General features: G+C 66.1%; 14 protein-coding genes and 1 riboswitch. Of the genes, 8 read left to right on the plus strand and 6 right to left on the minus strand.

What is annotated here, in order from left to right; genetic code table 11:
• Positions 1-243 precede the first annotated feature (243 nt).
• Positions 244-867 (minus strand): LysE family translocator, encoded by a 624-nt coding sequence (locus ACP26O_RS20885; protein ID WP_175666594.1) that lies wholly within the window; start codon positions 865-867, stop codon positions 244-246.
• 135 nt (positions 868-1,002) lie between these two features.
• Here ACP26O_RS20885 and ACP26O_RS20890 point away from each other — a divergent pair, with 135 nt between their 5' ends.
• Complete coding sequence (locus ACP26O_RS20890; RefSeq protein WP_006752374.1) at positions 1,003-1,467, plus strand: Lrp/AsnC family transcriptional regulator; 465 nt, start codon at positions 1,003-1,005, stop codon at positions 1,465-1,467.
• Between the two features lie 124 nt (positions 1,468-1,591).
• On the opposite strand, the gene ACP26O_RS20895 is transcribed toward ACP26O_RS20890, so the two are convergent.
• Complete coding sequence (locus tag ACP26O_RS20895) at positions 1,592-2,503, minus strand: LysR family transcriptional regulator (protein WP_175666595.1); 912 nt, start codon at positions 2,501-2,503, stop codon at positions 1,592-1,594.
• A 136-nt stretch (positions 2,504-2,639) separates the two neighbouring features.
• Between ACP26O_RS20895 and speB the strand changes: the two genes are divergently transcribed.
• Positions 2,640-3,596, plus strand: a complete 957-nt coding sequence (speB, locus tag ACP26O_RS20900) for an agmatinase (protein ID WP_006752372.1) — start codon at positions 2,640-2,642, stop codon at positions 3,594-3,596.
• Between the two features lie 53 nt (positions 3,597-3,649).
• Positions 3,650-4,966 (plus strand): MFS transporter, encoded by a 1,317-nt coding sequence (locus ACP26O_RS20905; RefSeq protein ID WP_175666596.1) that lies wholly within the window; start codon positions 3,650-3,652, stop codon positions 4,964-4,966.
• Between the two features lie 148 nt (positions 4,967-5,114).
• Here the strand turns inward: ACP26O_RS20905 and ACP26O_RS20910 are convergent, their stop codons facing one another.
• Positions 5,115-6,167, minus strand: coding sequence for an RNA-guided endonuclease InsQ/TnpB family protein (locus ACP26O_RS20910; RefSeq protein ID WP_426356398.1), 1,053 nt, complete (start codon positions 6,165-6,167; stop codon positions 5,115-5,117).
• A gap of 119 nt (positions 6,168-6,286) precedes the next feature.
• Here ACP26O_RS20910 and ACP26O_RS20915 point away from each other — a divergent pair, with 119 nt between their 5' ends.
• Both ACP26O_RS20915 and ACP26O_RS20920 read left to right on the plus strand, forming a co-directional pair.
• Positions 6,287-7,786 carry a purine-cytosine permease family protein gene (locus ACP26O_RS20915; RefSeq protein ID WP_175666708.1) on the plus strand — a complete coding sequence of 500 codons (1,500 nt, stop codon included), beginning with the start codon at positions 6,287-6,289 and terminating at the stop codon, positions 7,784-7,786.
• On the plus strand, positions 7,783-8,580 hold the full coding sequence (locus ACP26O_RS20920) for a carbon-nitrogen hydrolase family protein (protein ID WP_175666709.1): 798 nt from the start codon (positions 7,783-7,785) through the stop codon (positions 8,578-8,580). Before ACP26O_RS20915 ends, ACP26O_RS20920 begins: the two co-directional genes overlap by 4 nt.
• A gap of 79 nt (positions 8,581-8,659) precedes the next feature.
• Here ACP26O_RS20920 and metE read toward each other — a convergent pair whose 3' ends face one another.
• Positions 8,660-10,954 (minus strand): 5-methyltetrahydropteroyltriglutamate--homocysteine S-methyltransferase, encoded by a 2,295-nt coding sequence (gene metE / locus ACP26O_RS20925; protein WP_175666710.1) that lies wholly within the window; start codon positions 10,952-10,954, stop codon positions 8,660-8,662.
• 128 nt (positions 10,955-11,082) lie between these two features.
• Here metE and ACP26O_RS20930 point away from each other — a divergent pair, with 128 nt between their 5' ends.
• Entirely contained in the window at positions 11,083-11,991 is a 909-nt protein-coding gene (locus ACP26O_RS20930; RefSeq protein ID WP_011659607.1) for a LysR family transcriptional regulator, read from the plus strand.
• Between the two features lie 22 nt (positions 11,992-12,013).
• On the opposite strand, the gene ACP26O_RS20935 is transcribed toward ACP26O_RS20930, so the two are convergent.
• Together ACP26O_RS20935 and ACP26O_RS20940 are read right to left on the minus strand one after the other, a co-directional pair.
• Positions 12,014-12,733 carry a CbtA family protein gene (locus ACP26O_RS20935; protein WP_175666711.1) on the minus strand — a complete coding sequence of 240 codons (720 nt, stop codon included), beginning with the start codon at positions 12,731-12,733 and terminating at the stop codon, positions 12,014-12,016.
• A 13-nt stretch (positions 12,734-12,746) separates the two neighbouring features.
• Positions 12,747-12,956, minus strand: a complete 210-nt coding sequence (locus tag ACP26O_RS20940; RefSeq protein WP_006752367.1) for a CbtB domain-containing protein — start codon at positions 12,954-12,956, stop codon at positions 12,747-12,749.
• A 34-nt stretch (positions 12,957-12,990) separates the two neighbouring features.
• Positions 12,991-13,132: riboswitch (cobalamin riboswitch) on the minus strand.
• 43 nt (positions 13,133-13,175) lie between these two features.
• On the opposite strand from ACP26O_RS20940, the gene ACP26O_RS20945 reads away from it, so the two are divergent.
• Together ACP26O_RS20945 and ACP26O_RS20950 are read left to right on the plus strand one after the other, a co-directional pair.
• On the plus strand, positions 13,176-13,763 hold the full coding sequence (locus ACP26O_RS20945) for a histidine phosphatase family protein (RefSeq protein WP_426356399.1): 588 nt from the start codon (positions 13,176-13,178) through the stop codon (positions 13,761-13,763).
• 139 nt (positions 13,764-13,902) lie between these two features.
• Positions 13,903-15,495, plus strand: a complete 1,593-nt coding sequence (locus tag ACP26O_RS20950; protein WP_175666713.1) for an inorganic phosphate transporter — start codon at positions 13,903-13,905, stop codon at positions 15,493-15,495.
• Positions 15,496-16,074 lie beyond the last annotated feature (579 nt).

Raw genomic sequence — 16,074 nt, forward strand, 5'->3', positions numbered from 1 at the left:
CAGGCGTTGCACACGCGTTGCACGGAACAGCCAGGAAATCGGACAGGGCCGGCGGCAGACGGTTCCGTCTGGTCGTCGGTTCGCGGCAGCGCGAAGTCAAAGCAAGTTTAGAACAGTCAGATGATTTGCGCGCGCCCCTGGGCGTGTCGGGCACGTGCGCGAAGGCCGGCATTGCGCGCGGCGTTCGTTGCTGCACTGCACCGCGTGGCTGTCGACCCGCGCGGTGCAGTGCGATGTTGCAGATCAGTCCATCGACAAGCGCAGCGCGAAGCCGATCAACGCCGCCGAGAAGGTCCAGCGCTGCACCGTCTGCGCGAGCGGATGCGCGCGCATCCACGCCGCGATGCGCGACGCGCCGAACACGCATGCGAGGTCGAAACACACGCCGGCCGCGACGAGCATCGCGCCGAGTTCGAACATCTGAAACACGACGGGCCCGGCCTCGGGCCGCACGAATTGCGGCAGCAATACCGAGCAGAACAGCAGCGCCTTCGGGTTCAGCAGGTTCGTCAGCAACCCCTTGAAGAACGACTGACGCAGCTCGCCCGCGGCGGCCGCGTCGCCGTCGCCGAGCGCGAACACCGGCGAGCGGAACACCTGGATCGCGACGTACGCGAGATACAGCGCGCCGCCGTAGCGGATCGCTTCATACAGCCACGGCGCGCTGCGGATCAACGCCGCGACGCCGCAGGCGGACAGCGTTACATGCACGGTGCGCGACAGCGACAGGCCGGCCGCCGCCGCCATTCCCGGCCGCACGCCGCGACCGATGCTGGTCTGCAGCACGAGCGCCATGTCGGGGCCCGGGACCGCGTAAATGGCCGCCAGCGCGGCGATATAAATCAACAGCAAATGCGTGGAAATCATGGTCTGCCCCCCGTCCTTCAATGACGATATGTTGCCGCTGAAGGTGGAGGGATTATTGGCCATCTGAGGCTCGGACTTGGCTATCCGTAGCGGAATCCGCCACAATCTAGAGATCACAACACGGATTCCGCCAACATGACCGAACTCGACAAAACCGATCGCGCGATTCTCGCCGCGGTGCAGCGCGACGGCCGCCTGCCGATCGCGCGCCTCGCCGATTCCGTCGGCCTGTCCGAGACGCCGTGCGCGCGGCGCCTGAAACGTCTCGAAAACGACGGCTACATCGAGCGCTACCGCGCGCAGCTGTCGCGCCAGGCGCTCGGCTATGGCGTCGTCGCGTTCGTGCTCGTACGGTTCGCGACGCACGACCGCAAGGTCGCCGACCGGTTCGAACGGGAAGTGCTCGCCATCGAGCGGATCCTCGCGTGCCACAACGTTGCGGGCACGGCCGACTACCTGCTGCAGGTGGTTGCGCGCGATCTCGACGACTACGGCACGTTCATCCGTGATTCGCTGCGGATGCTGCCCGGCGTGACGTCGATCGAATCCGCGCTGTCGCTGCGGGAGGTGAAGCACGACGCGGGGTTGCCGGTGCCGTGATGCGGCGGCCCAACCTCGGAAAGCGGCACGTTACCGCACGCGGCTGGTCACTTCGACGCCCATCGATGTGGGCGGTCGGCCGCCCGCCGCGTAACACTTGTTCACCTGTTTGACGCGACCGGCCTCACACGGCGTCGGGCGCCTGGTGCGCGTGCTCGAGGTCCTCGAGAAACGCCTCCACAAGCGGATTGCCTCGCCCGTCGCGCGCGACGACCATATGGAACGTGACGTCGTAGCGCAGCTGCTCCGGATTGAGCGGCGCGAGCAGCCCCTGCGCGACGTACGGCGCCGCGAAGTGCTGCGGCAGATAACCGAGGTGATGGCCCGACAGGATCAGCAGCGCGACGGCCTCCATGTTGTCGGCGGTCGCGGTCACGCGGTCGGGCGTCGTCGACATCTGCGCCTCCGGCAGCGGATACGAGCGCCACGCCCACTCGAATTCCGCGACATCGGCCGGCGTCAGCGCGCCGGCCGCGTCGAACAGCGGATGGCCGCGCCCGCAATACGCGATCTGCCGCTCGATGAACAGCGGCGTGTAATGCAGCGACGGCACGCGATGCCAGAAATAGCCGACGGCAATCTGGATCTCGTCGCTCAGCAGCTTCTCCTCGAGATCGCCCGGCGCGCGCACCGAGATCGAGAAGCGCACGGCCTGATCGCGCATGCGGAACGCGGCGATCGCCTCGGCGATCCGCGCGTTCTGGCTGATCGGCGTATGGCCGATCAGGCCGATGTTCAGCGTGCCGACCAGCTGGCGGTCCATGTGCCGCGCCGCCATCCCGAATTCGTCGAGCGCCGCGAGCAGCTTGCGGCTCATCGCATGGAACCGCTCGCCCTTCGGCGTGAGCCGGAAGCCGCTGCGGCCGCGCTCGCAGAGCCGGTAGCCGAGCCGCGTCTCGAGCGACGACAGCTGCGCGCTGATCGTCGACTGGCCGACGTTCAGCATCGCCTGCGCGGCCGACACGCCGCCCGCGTCCGTGACCGCGAGAAACACGCGGATCAACCGCAGATCGAGGGTCGACAGATTCCCCAGCACGCTATTCCCCTTCCATACATCGATGAAGATCGATGTTTACGTCGATATCTTCGCATTCTTCTTTGCGGTCGGACGCGTAAGACTATGCGCCAGACCGCGTCGCATGATACGGCAACCCCACATCGGAAGAGACACCATGAACGACCACACCCATTTCCAGCCGCTCGGCGGCAATGAAATGCCGCGCTGCGGCGGCATCGCGACGATGATGCGCCTGCCGCACGTGGCGAGCGCCGCGGGCCTCGACGCCTGCTTCGTCGGCGTCCCGTTCGATCTCGGCACCTCCAACCGCACCGGCGCACGCTTCGGCCCACGCCAGATCCGCACCGAATCCGTGCTGCTGCGCCCGTACAACATGGCCACGCGCGCCGCGCCGTTCGATTCGCTGCAGATCGCCGACATCGGCGATGTCGCGATCAACCCGTACAACCTGCACGATTCCATCGCGCGCATCGAGGCCGCATACGACGCGATCCTCGAGCACGACTGCAAGCCGATCACGCTCGGCGGCGACCATACGATCGCGCTGCCGATCCTGCGCGCGATCCACCGCAAGCACGGCAAGGTTGCATTGATCCACGTCGATGCGCACGCCGACGTGAACGATACGATGATGGGCGAAAAGATCGCGCACGGCACGCCGTTCCGCCGCGCGGTCGAGGAAGGCCTGCTGCACGGCGACAAGGTCACGCAGATCGGTCTGCGCGGCACCGGCTACGCCGCGGAGGATTTCGACTGGTGCCGCGAGCAGGGCTTCCGCGTGGTCCAGGCCGAGGAGTGCTGGAACAAGTCGCTCGCGCCGCTGATGGAAGAAGTGCGCGCGCGCGTCGGCGACACGCCCGTCTACATCAGCTTCGACATCGACGGCATCGATCCGGCCTACGCGCCCGGCACCGGCACGCCGGAAATCGCCGGCCTCACGGTGCCGCAGGCGCTCGAGATCATCCGCGGCGCGAAGGGGCTGAACATCGTCGGCTGCGATCTCGTCGAAGTCGCGCCGCCGTACGACCCGTTCGGCACCACGGCGCTGCTCGGCGCGAACCTCGCCTACGAGCTGTTGTGCGTGCTGCCCGGCGTCGCATACCGCGACTGACCCGGCCGCACGACCTATTCCAAATCAGAGGATTCCAGAGGAGCACACGACAGATGGGGACTTCCGTCAAACAACCGAAGCGGGCGGCGCTCGCGTCGTTCGTCGGCACCACGATCGAGTGGTACGACTTCTACAGCTACGCGACCGCCGCCGCCATCGTGTTCGGCCCGCTGTTCTTTCCCGGTGAAAACCGCTTCGTCAGCCTGCTCGCGTCGTTCGGTTCGTTCGCGGTCGGCTTCTTCGCGCGGCCGCTCGGCGGCGTGATGTTCGGCTATCTCGGCGACCGCTTCGGCCGCAAGCGTTCGCTGCTCGCGACGTTGATGCTGATGGCCGTGTCGACGGTCGCGATCGGCCTGCTGCCGACCCATGCGCAGGCCGGCGTGATTGCACCGATCCTGCTCGTGCTGATGCGCGTGTTGCAAGGCATCGCGGTCGGCGGCGAATGGGGCGGCGCGGTGCTGCTCGCCGGCGAGCATGCGCCCGAAGGCAAGCGCACGTTCTTCGCGTCGTTCGCGCAGCTCGGCAGCGCGAGCGGTCTGATCCTGTCGATGCTCGCGTTCGGCGCGATCAGCACGCTGTCGAAAGACGACATGATGAGCTGGGGCTGGCGCGTGCCGTTCCTCGCGAGTTCCGTACTGCTGGTGGTCGGCTTCGTGATCCGCGCGAGCGTGTCGGAGTCGCCCGAGTTCGAGGAAGTCAGGAAGAGCGGCAACACCGCGCAGAACCCGGTGCGCGAAGCGCTCAAGTATTGGCCGCTGCTGCTGCTCGCGATCGGCGCGAACGTATACGGGATCGCCGGCGTGTATTTCAGCAACATCTTCATGATCAGCTACGCGACGCAGTTCCTGTCGCTCGACCGGTCGATGGTGCTGCATTGCATGACCATCGTCGCCGTGCTGCAGTTCGTCGTGCAGCTCGCCGCCGCGTTCCTCGCGCAGCGCTTCGGCACGACGCGCGTGCTGCTGATCACCGGCGCCTGGGCCGCGATCGTGCCGTTCGTGATGCTGCCGCTCGTGCACATGGGCACGCCGCTGTCGATCACCGTCGGCGTCGGCCTCGCGACGCTCGCGGAATCGGGCTACTACTCGGTGGTCGCCGGGTTCGTCAGCGGCATCTTCATCGCGCGCATCCGCTACACGGCGATCTCGATCGCGTACCAGGTGTGCGGCGCGCTCGCCGGCGGCCTGACGCCGCTCGTCGCCACGCTGATCGCGCAGAACGTCGCGCCGCAATGGTGGCCGCTCGCGATCCAGTACACGAGTGCCGCCGTGCTGTCGTCGGTGTGCGTGTGGCTGATCTCGCGCCGCGTCAGCATCGACGATGCGGGCGCGCCGCGTGAAGCGCTGCCGCGCGGCGCTCGCACCGCCTGACGCACCACCCGACGGGCGGCCTCCCGGGCCGTCCTCCCCCTATACGATCATTCAGGGCCTGCTGCGACGCTGTCGCGGCAGGCTTGCGCGCGCCCCGGCCTCGCGGCCGTGCGCCAGGAGACACTGCCGTCTTGACGTCCTCACCCGCCTAAAGGCAGGTGATTCCCACACCTGGCGATGCACGTCCGCATCGGAGAATGTTCAGCGCAGCGTTGGTATCTCGATCATGCTCGACACCACAGCCATCGCAGGCCCATTCTCTTATTCCCAGTCCCGCGATACCTTTCGGCCGCGTCGTGCTGTCTTTCGACCCGCACGCCGAACAGGACTGGGTAGAACCGCTTTCGTCGACTTCCTCGAACGTGGCTCCGTGCGCGATCGCCTTGTAGCGGAGTTTGCTTCGGAAGGACGACCAGGATGCGTCGTAGACGCTCTTCGCCATCCTGGTTCTGGCGAGCTTCGCGGCCGACACGTTGCCGACCGCGATGTAATCGAAACGCCGCACCAGATCGAGCGCGAGCTTGTGCTGGAAATCGGCACGGGCATTCGCCACTTTGGCGTGCAACTTCGCGATATGCCGCTTGTGCTTTCGCGCCCGTTGCGCTTTCGCCAGTTTCTCCGCCGCTCGTCGACCGAACTGGTCATTGGGCAGCTTCTCGCCGGTCGAAAGTGTGGCGAAGTCTTTCAGGCCGAGATCGATGCCAACACCGGAACGGACCGGGCGGGCCTGCATATCGGGCATCTCGATCACGATGTTGAGAAACCAATTGCCGCGTGCATCCTGCGCAAAGTTGGTCCCATCCTTGATCTTGCCTTCGGGAAGCGAGCGGCTATTGAATACGCGAAAGGTATTGCCGGCAAAACGAAACGCATCGCCTTCGCGCTTCAGGTCACGCCCCTTCAGCGGCACCCAGCCCAGCGATTTCCTGCCGCGATAGCGCAGGTAGGGGCGTCGGTGCTGACTGCGCGACTTCGCGTATTGCTCGCACGTCGCGTTGATCGTGCCGGAGTGGATGCCGAGTTCCTTACTGCTGCCGGTGGTAAGCACATTCAAGTCGAAACCCGTCGGCCACCTCTTGCTCCACTTAAGCGCGTGCTTCTGCGTGTCGTTGCAGAAGTTCCAGACGTAGTTCACCGCACGGCTTTGCTTGTTGAGCAGTCCGTTGAGCGACTTCACGCGGTAACGGTAGACAAGAATCATGCCGGTGATCCTAACCCGTGGAAGAAGCTGCCTGTCAATAGCACTCCTTTCCTTCCCGCCATCCGCCCCGAAGGAAGTCCCCTTGGGGGAAATGGCGGGGTTTCTCGGAGCAAATTCTGATGAACCGCCCCGACACCCTCGCGCTCGACCGCGCCGAACCGGCCGGTCTCAAGATCGAGCATCGCTCGATCGACTACATCCCCGAAACCGAACGTCACGCGAAACTCGCGAGCCAGGGCCCGTTCTGGTTCCTCGGCAACTTCCATTTCTTCACGATCTCGATCGGCTTCGTCGGGCCCGGCATGGGGCTGTCGGCCGGCTGGACCACGCTCGCCGGCGCGCTCGGCATCATGTTCGGCACGCTCTTCATGGCGTTCCACGGTTCGCAGGGCCCAGAGATGGGCCTGCCGCAGATGATCCAGTCGCGCGCACAGTTCGGCTATCGCGGCGTGATCGTCGCGCTGCTCGCGACGTTGTTCGTGTTCGTCGGCTTCAACGTCGTGAACGTGTCGCTGATCGTCGACGGCGTGCATAACGTGTTCGGGATCGACGGCGGATTCGTCGCCGTCGCGGCCGTGTCGATTGGCGCGCTGCTCGCGATCTACGGCCACGACCTGATGCACCGCACCTTCAAGTGGGCGCTGGTCGCGACGCTGCCGCTCTATGCACTCGTCACGCTCGCGCTCGCGTTCGGCCACACGGCGCCCGCGCAGGCGAGCACCGCCGCCGCGCCGGGCTTCAACTGGATCGCGTTCGCGACACAGTTCGCGATCGCCGCGAGCTACAACATCTCGTATGCGCCCTACGTGTCCGATTATTCGCGCTACCTGCCGAAACACACGAGCCGCGCGAAGTTGATCGCGGTGATCTTCGCCGGCGCGTCGCTGTCGGGCGCGTGGATGATCGGGCTCGGCGCATGGCTCGCGCAGACGCTGCACGCGGCCGATGCGCTGGTCGCGATGAACGACGTCGGCACGTCGCTCGCACCCGGCCTCGGCAAGCTGATCGCGATCGTGTCGATCGTCGGCTTCCTGCCGATCATCGCGCTCAATGCGTACAGCGCGATGCTGACCGTGCTCACCGGCGTCGATTCGCTCGTGCCGATCAGGCCGACCCGGCGCGCGCGCATCGTGTCGATCGTCGCGATCAGCGCATTTGTGCTCGGCTGCGTGTTCGCGATCCGTGGCAACGGCATCGCGCTGCTGCAGACGTTCCTCACGCTGATGCTCTACTTCCTCGTGCCGTGGACCGCCGTGAACCTCGTCGACTATTTCTTCGTGCGCCGCGGCCGCTACGCGATCGCGCACTTCTTCACGCCGCGCGGCCTGTACGGTGCGTGGCAATCGCGCGGCATCCTGTCGTACCTGATCGGCTTCGCGGCGATGGTGCCGTTCTTCTACGTGTTCGACGCCGAAGCGAACCGCGAGGTATTCGTCGGCCCGTTCGCGCGGATGCTCGGCGGCGTCGATCTCGCGTGGCTCGTCGGGCTGGTCGTCGCCGGCGGCGTCTACGGGCTGCTGTCGCGCTCGCTCGACCTCGACCACGAGCGGCGCGTGATCGCCCAAACACCCGCGCCGGACGCGCCGGCCGCTACCGCGGCGCAGGGAGACGCACGATGAACGGTCCGCGCATTCGCATCGTCCAGTCGGCACTGCGCGACGGCGACGTGGCCGGCAATCTCGCCAAAGCGCTCGCGATCATCGCCGCCGCGCGCGGCGCAACCGACCTCGTCGTGTTCTCCGAAACTTACTCCAGCGGCTTTCCGACGCCCGACGACGTCGCCCGGCTGGCCGAGCCGCTCGACGGGCCGTCCGTCACCGCGGTACGCGATGCCGCACGCGATGCGGCGGTCGCCGTTGCGTTCGGCTTCCCGGAACGAGACGGCTCGCGCTTCTTCAACACCGCGCTGCTGATCGATGCGAACGGCGACGTGCTGTTGCGCTACCGGAAGACACATCTGTACGAATCCGACCTCGGCGTGTTCGAGGCCGGCGACGCGCTTCCGGTCTGCACGTGGCATGGGATGCAGGTCGGCCTGCTGATCTGCTTCGATCTCGAGTTTCCGGAAACGGCGCGCGCGCTCGCGCATGCCGGCGCCGAACTGATCGTGATACTCGACGGCATGATGAATCCGTACGGCGACGTGCATCGCCGGATGATCCCGGTGCGCGCGCTGGAAAACCAGCTCTACGTCGCGATGGCGAACCGCGTCGGCGCCGGCGACCGCTACACGTTCAGCGGCACGAGTCTCGTCGCAGCCCCCGACGGCACGTGCGTCGCGGTCGCGCCCGGCGACCGGGAAGCGATCGTCGACGTCACGCTCGATCCCGCGGCGATTCGCGATGCACGCGCGGCGTTCCGCTACGTCGACCTCGCCGCGGTGCCGCTCGGCGCGGCGACGCGGCGCAATTGACGCGAACGGCCCGGCGGTTGGGAAATGGCCCGCGACGATCCGGCATCGCGGCGACGGCGCGCGCGCAGCGCCCTGCGCGTCATTGCACCTGGTTGCGCAGCGTCTTCGCGGCGGCGACCATGTTCGTCAGTGCCGGAATCACTTCCGCCCACTGGCGCGTCTTCAGCCCGCAGTCCGGGTTCACCCACAGGCGTTCCGCCGGAATCCGCTCGGCCGCCTTCCTCATCAGGCCGACGATGTGATCCTGCGTCGGGATGTTCGGCGAATGGATGTCGTACACGCCCGGCCCGATCTCGTTCGGATACCTGAAGTTGTCGAACGCGTCGAGCAGTTCCATGTCCGAGCGCGACGTCTCGATCGTGATCACGTCCGCGTCCATGTCGGCGATCGACGCGATGATGTCGTTGAACTCCGAATAGCACATGTGCGTGTGGATCTGCGTGTCGTCCTGCACACCGTTCGCGGTGATGCGGAACGCCTCGACCGCCCACTTCAGGTACTCGCCCCATTGCGCGCGGCGCAACGGCAGCCCTTCACGCAGCGCGGCCTCGTCGATCTGGATCACGCGCACGCCGGCCTTCTCGAGATCGAGCACTTCGTCGCGGATCGCGAGCGCGAGCTGGTAGCACGACACCGAGCGCGGCTGGTCGTCGCGCACGAACGACCAGTTCAGGATCGTCACCGGGCCGGTCAGCATGCCCTTCATCGGCTTGTTCGTCAGCGACTGCGCGTACGTGATCCATTCGACCGTCATCGCCTTCGGGCGGCTGATGTCGCCGAACAGGATCGGCGGCTTCACGCAGCGCGACCCGTACGATTGCACCCAGCCGAACTGGCTGAATGCGTAGCCGTCGAGCTGCTCACCGAAGTATTCGACCATGTCGTTGCGCTCGGCTTCGCCATGCACGAGCACGTCGAGTTCGAGCGATTCCTGTTCGCGCACGCTGCGCTCGATCTCCGCCTGCATCGCCGCGCGGTAGCCGGCTTCATCCAGCGCGCCGGACTTGAACTGGCTGCGCGCGTGGCGGATGTCCGTGGTCTGCGGGAACGAGCCGATCGTCGTCGTCGGGAAGGCCGGCAGGTTCAGGCGTGCCGACTGCTTCGGCGCGCGCTGCGTATAGGGGCTCGCGCGGTTGCCGAGCTGCGCGTCGATGCGCGCGAGCGCGGCCTTCACCGCCGGGTTGTTCACGCGCGGCGAACGGCGGCGCGAGTCGATCGCGGCGGCATTGGCGGCCAGCGCGTCGGCCACCTTGTCGCGGCCTTCATTCAGCGCCGTCGCGAGCACCTTTAGTTCGTCGAGCTTCTGCAGCGCGAACGCGAGCCACGAACGGATCTCCGCGTCGAGCTTCTCTTCGCTCGCGAGATCGACCGGCACGTGCAGCAGCGAGCACGACGGCGCGATCCACAGGCGCTCGCCGAGTTGCTTCGCAAGCGGCTCGAGCCAGTCGAGCGTCGCGTTCAGGTCCGTCTTCCAGATGTTGCGGCCGTTGATCGCGCCCACCGACAGCACGCGGTCAGCCGGCAGTTCGCGCACGAGTGCGTCGACTTCGTCGCGGGCGTTGATCGCGTCGACATGCAGGCCGTCGACCGGCAGCGACGCCGCGAGCGTCAGGTTGTCCCCAAGCGTGCCGAAGTACGTGGCGAGCAGCACCTTGATACGGCGCGTTTCCAGCGCCGCGTACGCGGTGCGCAATGCCTGACGCCATTCGGCGTCGAGCTCGGTGACGAGGATCGGTTCGTCGATCTGCACCCATTCGACGCCCTGCGCGGTCAGCGTGTCGAGCAGCGCGCCGTACACCGGCAGCAGCTTCGGCAGCAACGCGAGGCGATCCGAATCGTCCTTCGCCTTGCCGAGCCACAGGTACGTGACGGGACCGAGGATCACCGGCTTCCCGGCGATGCCCAGCGCCCGCGCTTCGGCCAATTGCTGGAGCAGGCACGACGGATCGAGCGAAAAGTTCGTGTCCACGTGGAATTCCGGGACGATGTAGTGGTAGTTCGTGTCGAACCACTTCGTCATTTCGCCGGCGGAAACGCCGCCGCAGCAAGCGGCATGCGCGTCCACCGCTTGCGCCGAACGGCCGCGCGCGACGCGGAAATAGTTGTCGAGCACGTCGCCGTGGAAGCCCTGCACGCGCTTCGGCAGGTTGCCGAGCGTAAAGCTCATGTCGAGCACCTGGTCGTAGAACGAGAAATCGCCGATCGGCGCGAGATCGAGGTCGCGCTGGGCGTTCCAGTGACGCGCGCGCAGCTCGGCGCCGAGTGCCTTCAGCACGTCGCGCGACGATTCGCCCTTCCAGTAGCGTTCGAGACCGAACTTGAGTTCGCGCTGCGCGCCGATGCGCGGAAAACCGAGATTGTGTGTCGTAACCATGAAGCTGCCGTCCAGAGAGAAATTGAAGATCCGGCAGCCATCATAGGGATTTCATCTCATGAAATAAAATGGCATTATTTCATTCATCCATTAAATTTGTTCATGTGTTTGTGGAGTGAGCGATATCCATGCTGGAACGATTCCATCTCGTCGTGATCCGTGAAGTCGAGCGCCAGGGCTCGTTGACCGCGGCCGCCAACGCGCTGCACCTCACGCAATCGGCGCTCAGCCATACCGTCCGGAAAATCGAGCAGCAGCTCGGCACGCCGATCTGGGATCGGGAGGGCCGCGGCCTGCGGTTGACGCAGGGCGGGCAATATTTGCTGAAGCTGGCGAACCGGCTGCTGCCGCAGTTCGAGCTCGCCGAGGAGCGGATGAAGCAGTATGCAAAGGGCGAGCGCGGCACGCTGCGCATCGGGATGGAATGCCATCCGTGCTACCAGTGGCTGCTGAAGGTCGTGTCGCCGTACCTGTCGCGCTGGCCGGACGTCGACGTGGACGTGAAGCAACGCTTCCAGTTCGGCGGCATCGGCGCACTGTTCGGCCATGACATCGACGTGCTCGTGACGCCCGACCCGCTGAACAAGCCGGGGCTGCGCTTCGATCCCGTGTTCGATTACGAGCAGGTGCTGGTGGTCGCGGATGCGCACCGGTTCGCGAACGCCGACTACGTGACGCCCGAGCAGCTGACCGACGAGGTGCTGATCACCTACCCGGTCGAGACCGACCGGCTCGACATCTACAACCAGTTCCTGACGCCGGCCGGCATCGTGCCGCGGCGCCACAAGTCGATCGAGACGACCGACATCATGCTGCAGATGGTGGCGAGCGGGCGCGGCGTGGCCGCGCTGCCGAGATGGCTTGCCGATGAATACGCGGACCGGATGCCGGTCGTGCCGGTCAAGCTCGGCAAGAAGGGCATCGCGAAACAGATCTTCCTCGGCATCCGCGACGCGGACGCGTCGATCGACTATCTGGCCGCATTCGTCGCACTGGCGCGCGAATCGACGTGGAGCGCGCCGCGCATGCTGCGCTAGGCGCGCCCCGATGCGATGCGCGTCAGGCGGCGCGCATGGTGCGTTCGCCGCGTTCGACCCATGCGCCGAACAGCAGGCCGATCGTCGTCCACATGATCGCCTGCATGCCGATCGCGGCGACGCGGAACTTCCACAGCACCGCGGCCGGGAATTCGGCCGGCACTTCATCGATCGACGGCAGCCCGATCTGCACGGCGGCGATGATCGCGACGAACGCGAGGCCCGCGACGATCGATGCGTTCCACGGGCCGAACTTCGCCAGCAGATGACGACGCACGCTGACCGAGAACGCCATCGTCGCGACCGAGATCGCGATCATCAGGAAGAACAGGCCCGTGCGATAGCCGATCGTGTCGTGGTCGCCGACCGCCGGCGGATTGGCCGGGTATTTGATGCTCGGCACGATCACGAGCGCGACGAACGCCGCCGCCGCGAGCCATGCCGCGAGCGGCCGCGCCGGGAGGCGGCTGCCTCGCCCGTATGCAAACGCGAAGACCAGCGAGAACAGCCCGCCGAATGCCGCGCCGTAGGTCACGACGCCCGTCAGCAGGCCGACGCCGGCCTGCGTGTGGCGGCTGACCAGTTCGGGCTCCGGCGCTTCGCCGTTGGCGGCGTCGACTTTTTCTCCGAAGGAGATTGCCTGATCGACTTGCGGTTCGCCGACGATTCTGGCGAAACCGAACGTGAGGAGGCCCGCGACGATGCCTGCGAGCATCCCGCGCATGAGCAGCTTTCCGACCATCGTGTACTCCGCGTCAGTGGCAGGGAAAGCCGAGCAGATGGCGGCCGTCGTGAACGAACTCGTGCACGTACATGCCCGGCACGAGCGACGTCGCTCCCTGTTCCGCACCGACGAAATAGAGCGCGAGCAACAGGATCAGGCCGACGAAAATGGCCCACGGCAACAGCTCGCGGACGGGAATGGGCGCCGGCACGACGACCGGCTTCAGCACTGCTTCGCTCATGAATGCACCTCAGGGGAATCGCGCCCCGACAAATGTTGGATGGAATACGAAGGCAGGTCTGGCTTCCGGGATTGAAGATCCGCAGTTACAGTGGCGCGACCGCGCCGGGCTTGCACCGGCTTCCGCCCTTCGTATCGGGCGAATTGTACGCGCGAACGTTCGCGTGTTGAAGGCCCGCGCATCACGGGCGCGGCCGCTCCGAACTTTCCGGCCATCGACATGACCCAACCTGCCTCGCTGCGCCTGATCGCACATGCGCCGACCCGCGCGATGCGCATCGGCGCGTTTCCCGCCGACGATCCGCTCGATGCACCCGGGCTCGCCGAGGCTGCCGCGCTGCGCGAGCGGTTCGCCGGCGCACCCGACGCGATCGTGCTGTGCAGCCCCGCACGGTGCGCGCGGCAGACCGCCGACGCGCTCGGGCTGCGCGCGGGCATCGACGATGCGCTGCGCGATGTCGACTACGGCCACTGGCACGGCAAGCGGCTGCATGACCTCGCGCGCGACCTGCCGGACAAACTCGGCGCGTGGCTCGACGATCCGGCCGCATCGCCGCACGGCGGTGAATCGTTCGAAGACGTCGCACGCCGCGTCGGCGCATGGTTGAACGCACTGCCACGTAACCGCGATATCGTCGCGATCACGCATGCGGCGATCGTGCGGGCGGCCATCGCGCACGTGCGCCGGATGGACGCGAAGGCGGCGACCCGCATCGACGTCGCGCCGCTGTCGTGCACGATATTCGCCTCGTCGCGAGATGGCTGGACGTCGATCACGGACGACGTTCGACGCGATGCCGATGCGTAAGCCCGCCTGCTCACTATATGGAGAATGACGGCGCATTTTCTTACATCCCTGTAATAAAATGGTTCGTCCTCCCGACTGTCATCAAACTGACTGGTAGCGAAAGCTAGGATCGGCTGCGGTTACCTTACGAGATGCCGCCATGAATCAGCCTGCTTCGTCCGCCGCGAATAACGCCGGCTCCACCGAACGTACCCGACAGGTCGGCTATGCCGTCTTTCTGCTGGTACTCGTGATCGGCGCCGTCTATATCGCCACCCACCTTATCGCCGATCTGTCGCCCGTGCGCGAAGGGTCGCTGTTCCCGTATCTGATGCTCGGCGCCGCGCTGGTGATTGCGCTCGGCTTCGAATTCGTCAACGGCTTCCACGACACCGCGAATGCGGTCGCGACCGTGATCTACACCCACTCGCTGACGCCGAACGTCGCGGTGATCTGGTCCGGCATGTGGAACTTCCTCGGCGTGATGGTTTCCAGCGGAGCCGTCGCCTTCGGCATCCTGCAGCTGCTGCCGGTCGAGCTGATCCTGCAGGTCGGCAGCGGGTCGGGTTTCGCGATGGTGTTCGCGCTGCTGATCGCCGCGATCGTCTGGAACCTGGCGACCTGGTATTTCGGGTTGCCGTCGTCGAGCTCGCATACGCTGATCGGATCGATCATCGGCGTCGGGCTGATGAACCAGTTGATGCACGGGCCGTCGGGCACGAGCGGCGTCGACTGGGGCCAGGCGCTCGGCGTCGGCAAGTCGCTGCTGTTGTCGCCGATCGTCGGGTTCCTGTGCGCGTCGCTGCTGCTGCTCGTGCTGAAGGCCGTCGTGCGGATTCCGGAGCTGTACAAGGAGCCGCCGAAGGATCAGCCGCCGCCGTTCTGGATCCGCTGCCTGCTGATCCTCACGTGTACCGGCGTGTCGTTCGCGCACGGGTCGAACGACGGGCAGAAGGGGATGGGCCTCATCATGCTGATCCTGATCGGCACGATGCCGACCGCGTATGCGCTGAACAAGGCGGTCACGACGGCCGAATCGCAGACCTTCGTCGCCGTCGCGAACCAGGCTGCCGCGACCTTCGCGAAATATTCGAACGGCGTCGCGCCGTCCGCGAATCCGCGCGCCGACGTCGAGCACTTCGTGCAGCACCGCGAAATGACGCCTGCCGTGCTGCCGGCCGTGCAGCAACTGTCCACGTCGCTCGCGGCCTCGGTCGGCTCGTCGGGCTCGATGGCGGCCGTGCCGCAGGGCGACGTCGACAACGTGCGCAACACGATGTATCTGGTATCCGAAGCGATTCGCCTGATCGAGAAGGCGGGTCAGCCCGCGTTCGCCGCCGACGACAAGCTCGCGATCGACAACTACCGCAAGCAGCTCGATCACGCGACCAAGTTCATTCCGACCTGGGTGAAAGTGGCCGTTGCGATCGCGCTGGGTCTCGGAACGATGGTCGGCTGGAAGCGGATCGTCGTGACCGTCGGCGAGAAAATCGGCAAGCAGCATCTGACGTACGGACAGGGTGCGTCGGCCGAACTCGTCGCGATGCTGACGATCGGCGCGGCCGACGTGTACGGGTTGCCCGTGTCGACGACGCACGTGCTGTCGTCAGGCGTCGCGGGCACGATGGCGGCGAACGGGTCCGGATTGCAGTGGAGCACGGTGCGCAGCCTCGTGCTCGCGTGGGTGCTGACGCTCCCGGCGTCGATCGCACTCGCGGCCGGGCTTTACTGGCTGTTCCGGTCGATCGCCTGAGCGGATGGGCGGCGAGCGGCTGAGGAATTGGTCGCTCGCCGTGGAGGATTTGGTTCGGGTGCTACGTCTCGTCTCCTCACCTCACCTTTCATCGCTTCCTCACCTTTCATCGCTTCCTCCCTTCCTCCCTTCCTCCCTTCCTCCCTTCTGCGCTTCGGCGCCTCTTCGCGTCCGCCTCCGCCTCCGCCTCTTCGCCTCTTCGCCTCTTCGCCTCTTCGCCTCTTCGCCTCTTCGTCTCTTCGTCTCTTCGTCTCTTCGTCTCTTCGTCTCTTCGTCTCGCCGTCCGTGTCGCGCACACTACGCTCAACTTATCCCGGTCAGTCGCGCAACGACGTCGCACTGAATCGCCGTTGCGCCCGACTGCTCGCCCCGCGATCTGCCCCCGCTCTCCCGAATTGAAGCGCAAGATCTGGAGCGCGCCGTCGCACCTGCGACATTAGACTGGGTTCATCGACTTTCATCGGGGACACGGTCGTGCTCGCAACGCTTCCCGACATCGTCTCGCCGACCATCCTGCTGCGACCGCCCGCGCATATTCCGGCGCGCACGACATGCCCGCACGACTCCGTATTCCCATCG

The organism is Burkholderia sp. R-40 (genome assembly GCF_049942845.1).
Taxonomy (GTDB): Bacteria; Pseudomonadota; Gammaproteobacteria; order Burkholderiales; family Burkholderiaceae; genus Burkholderia; species Burkholderia ambifaria.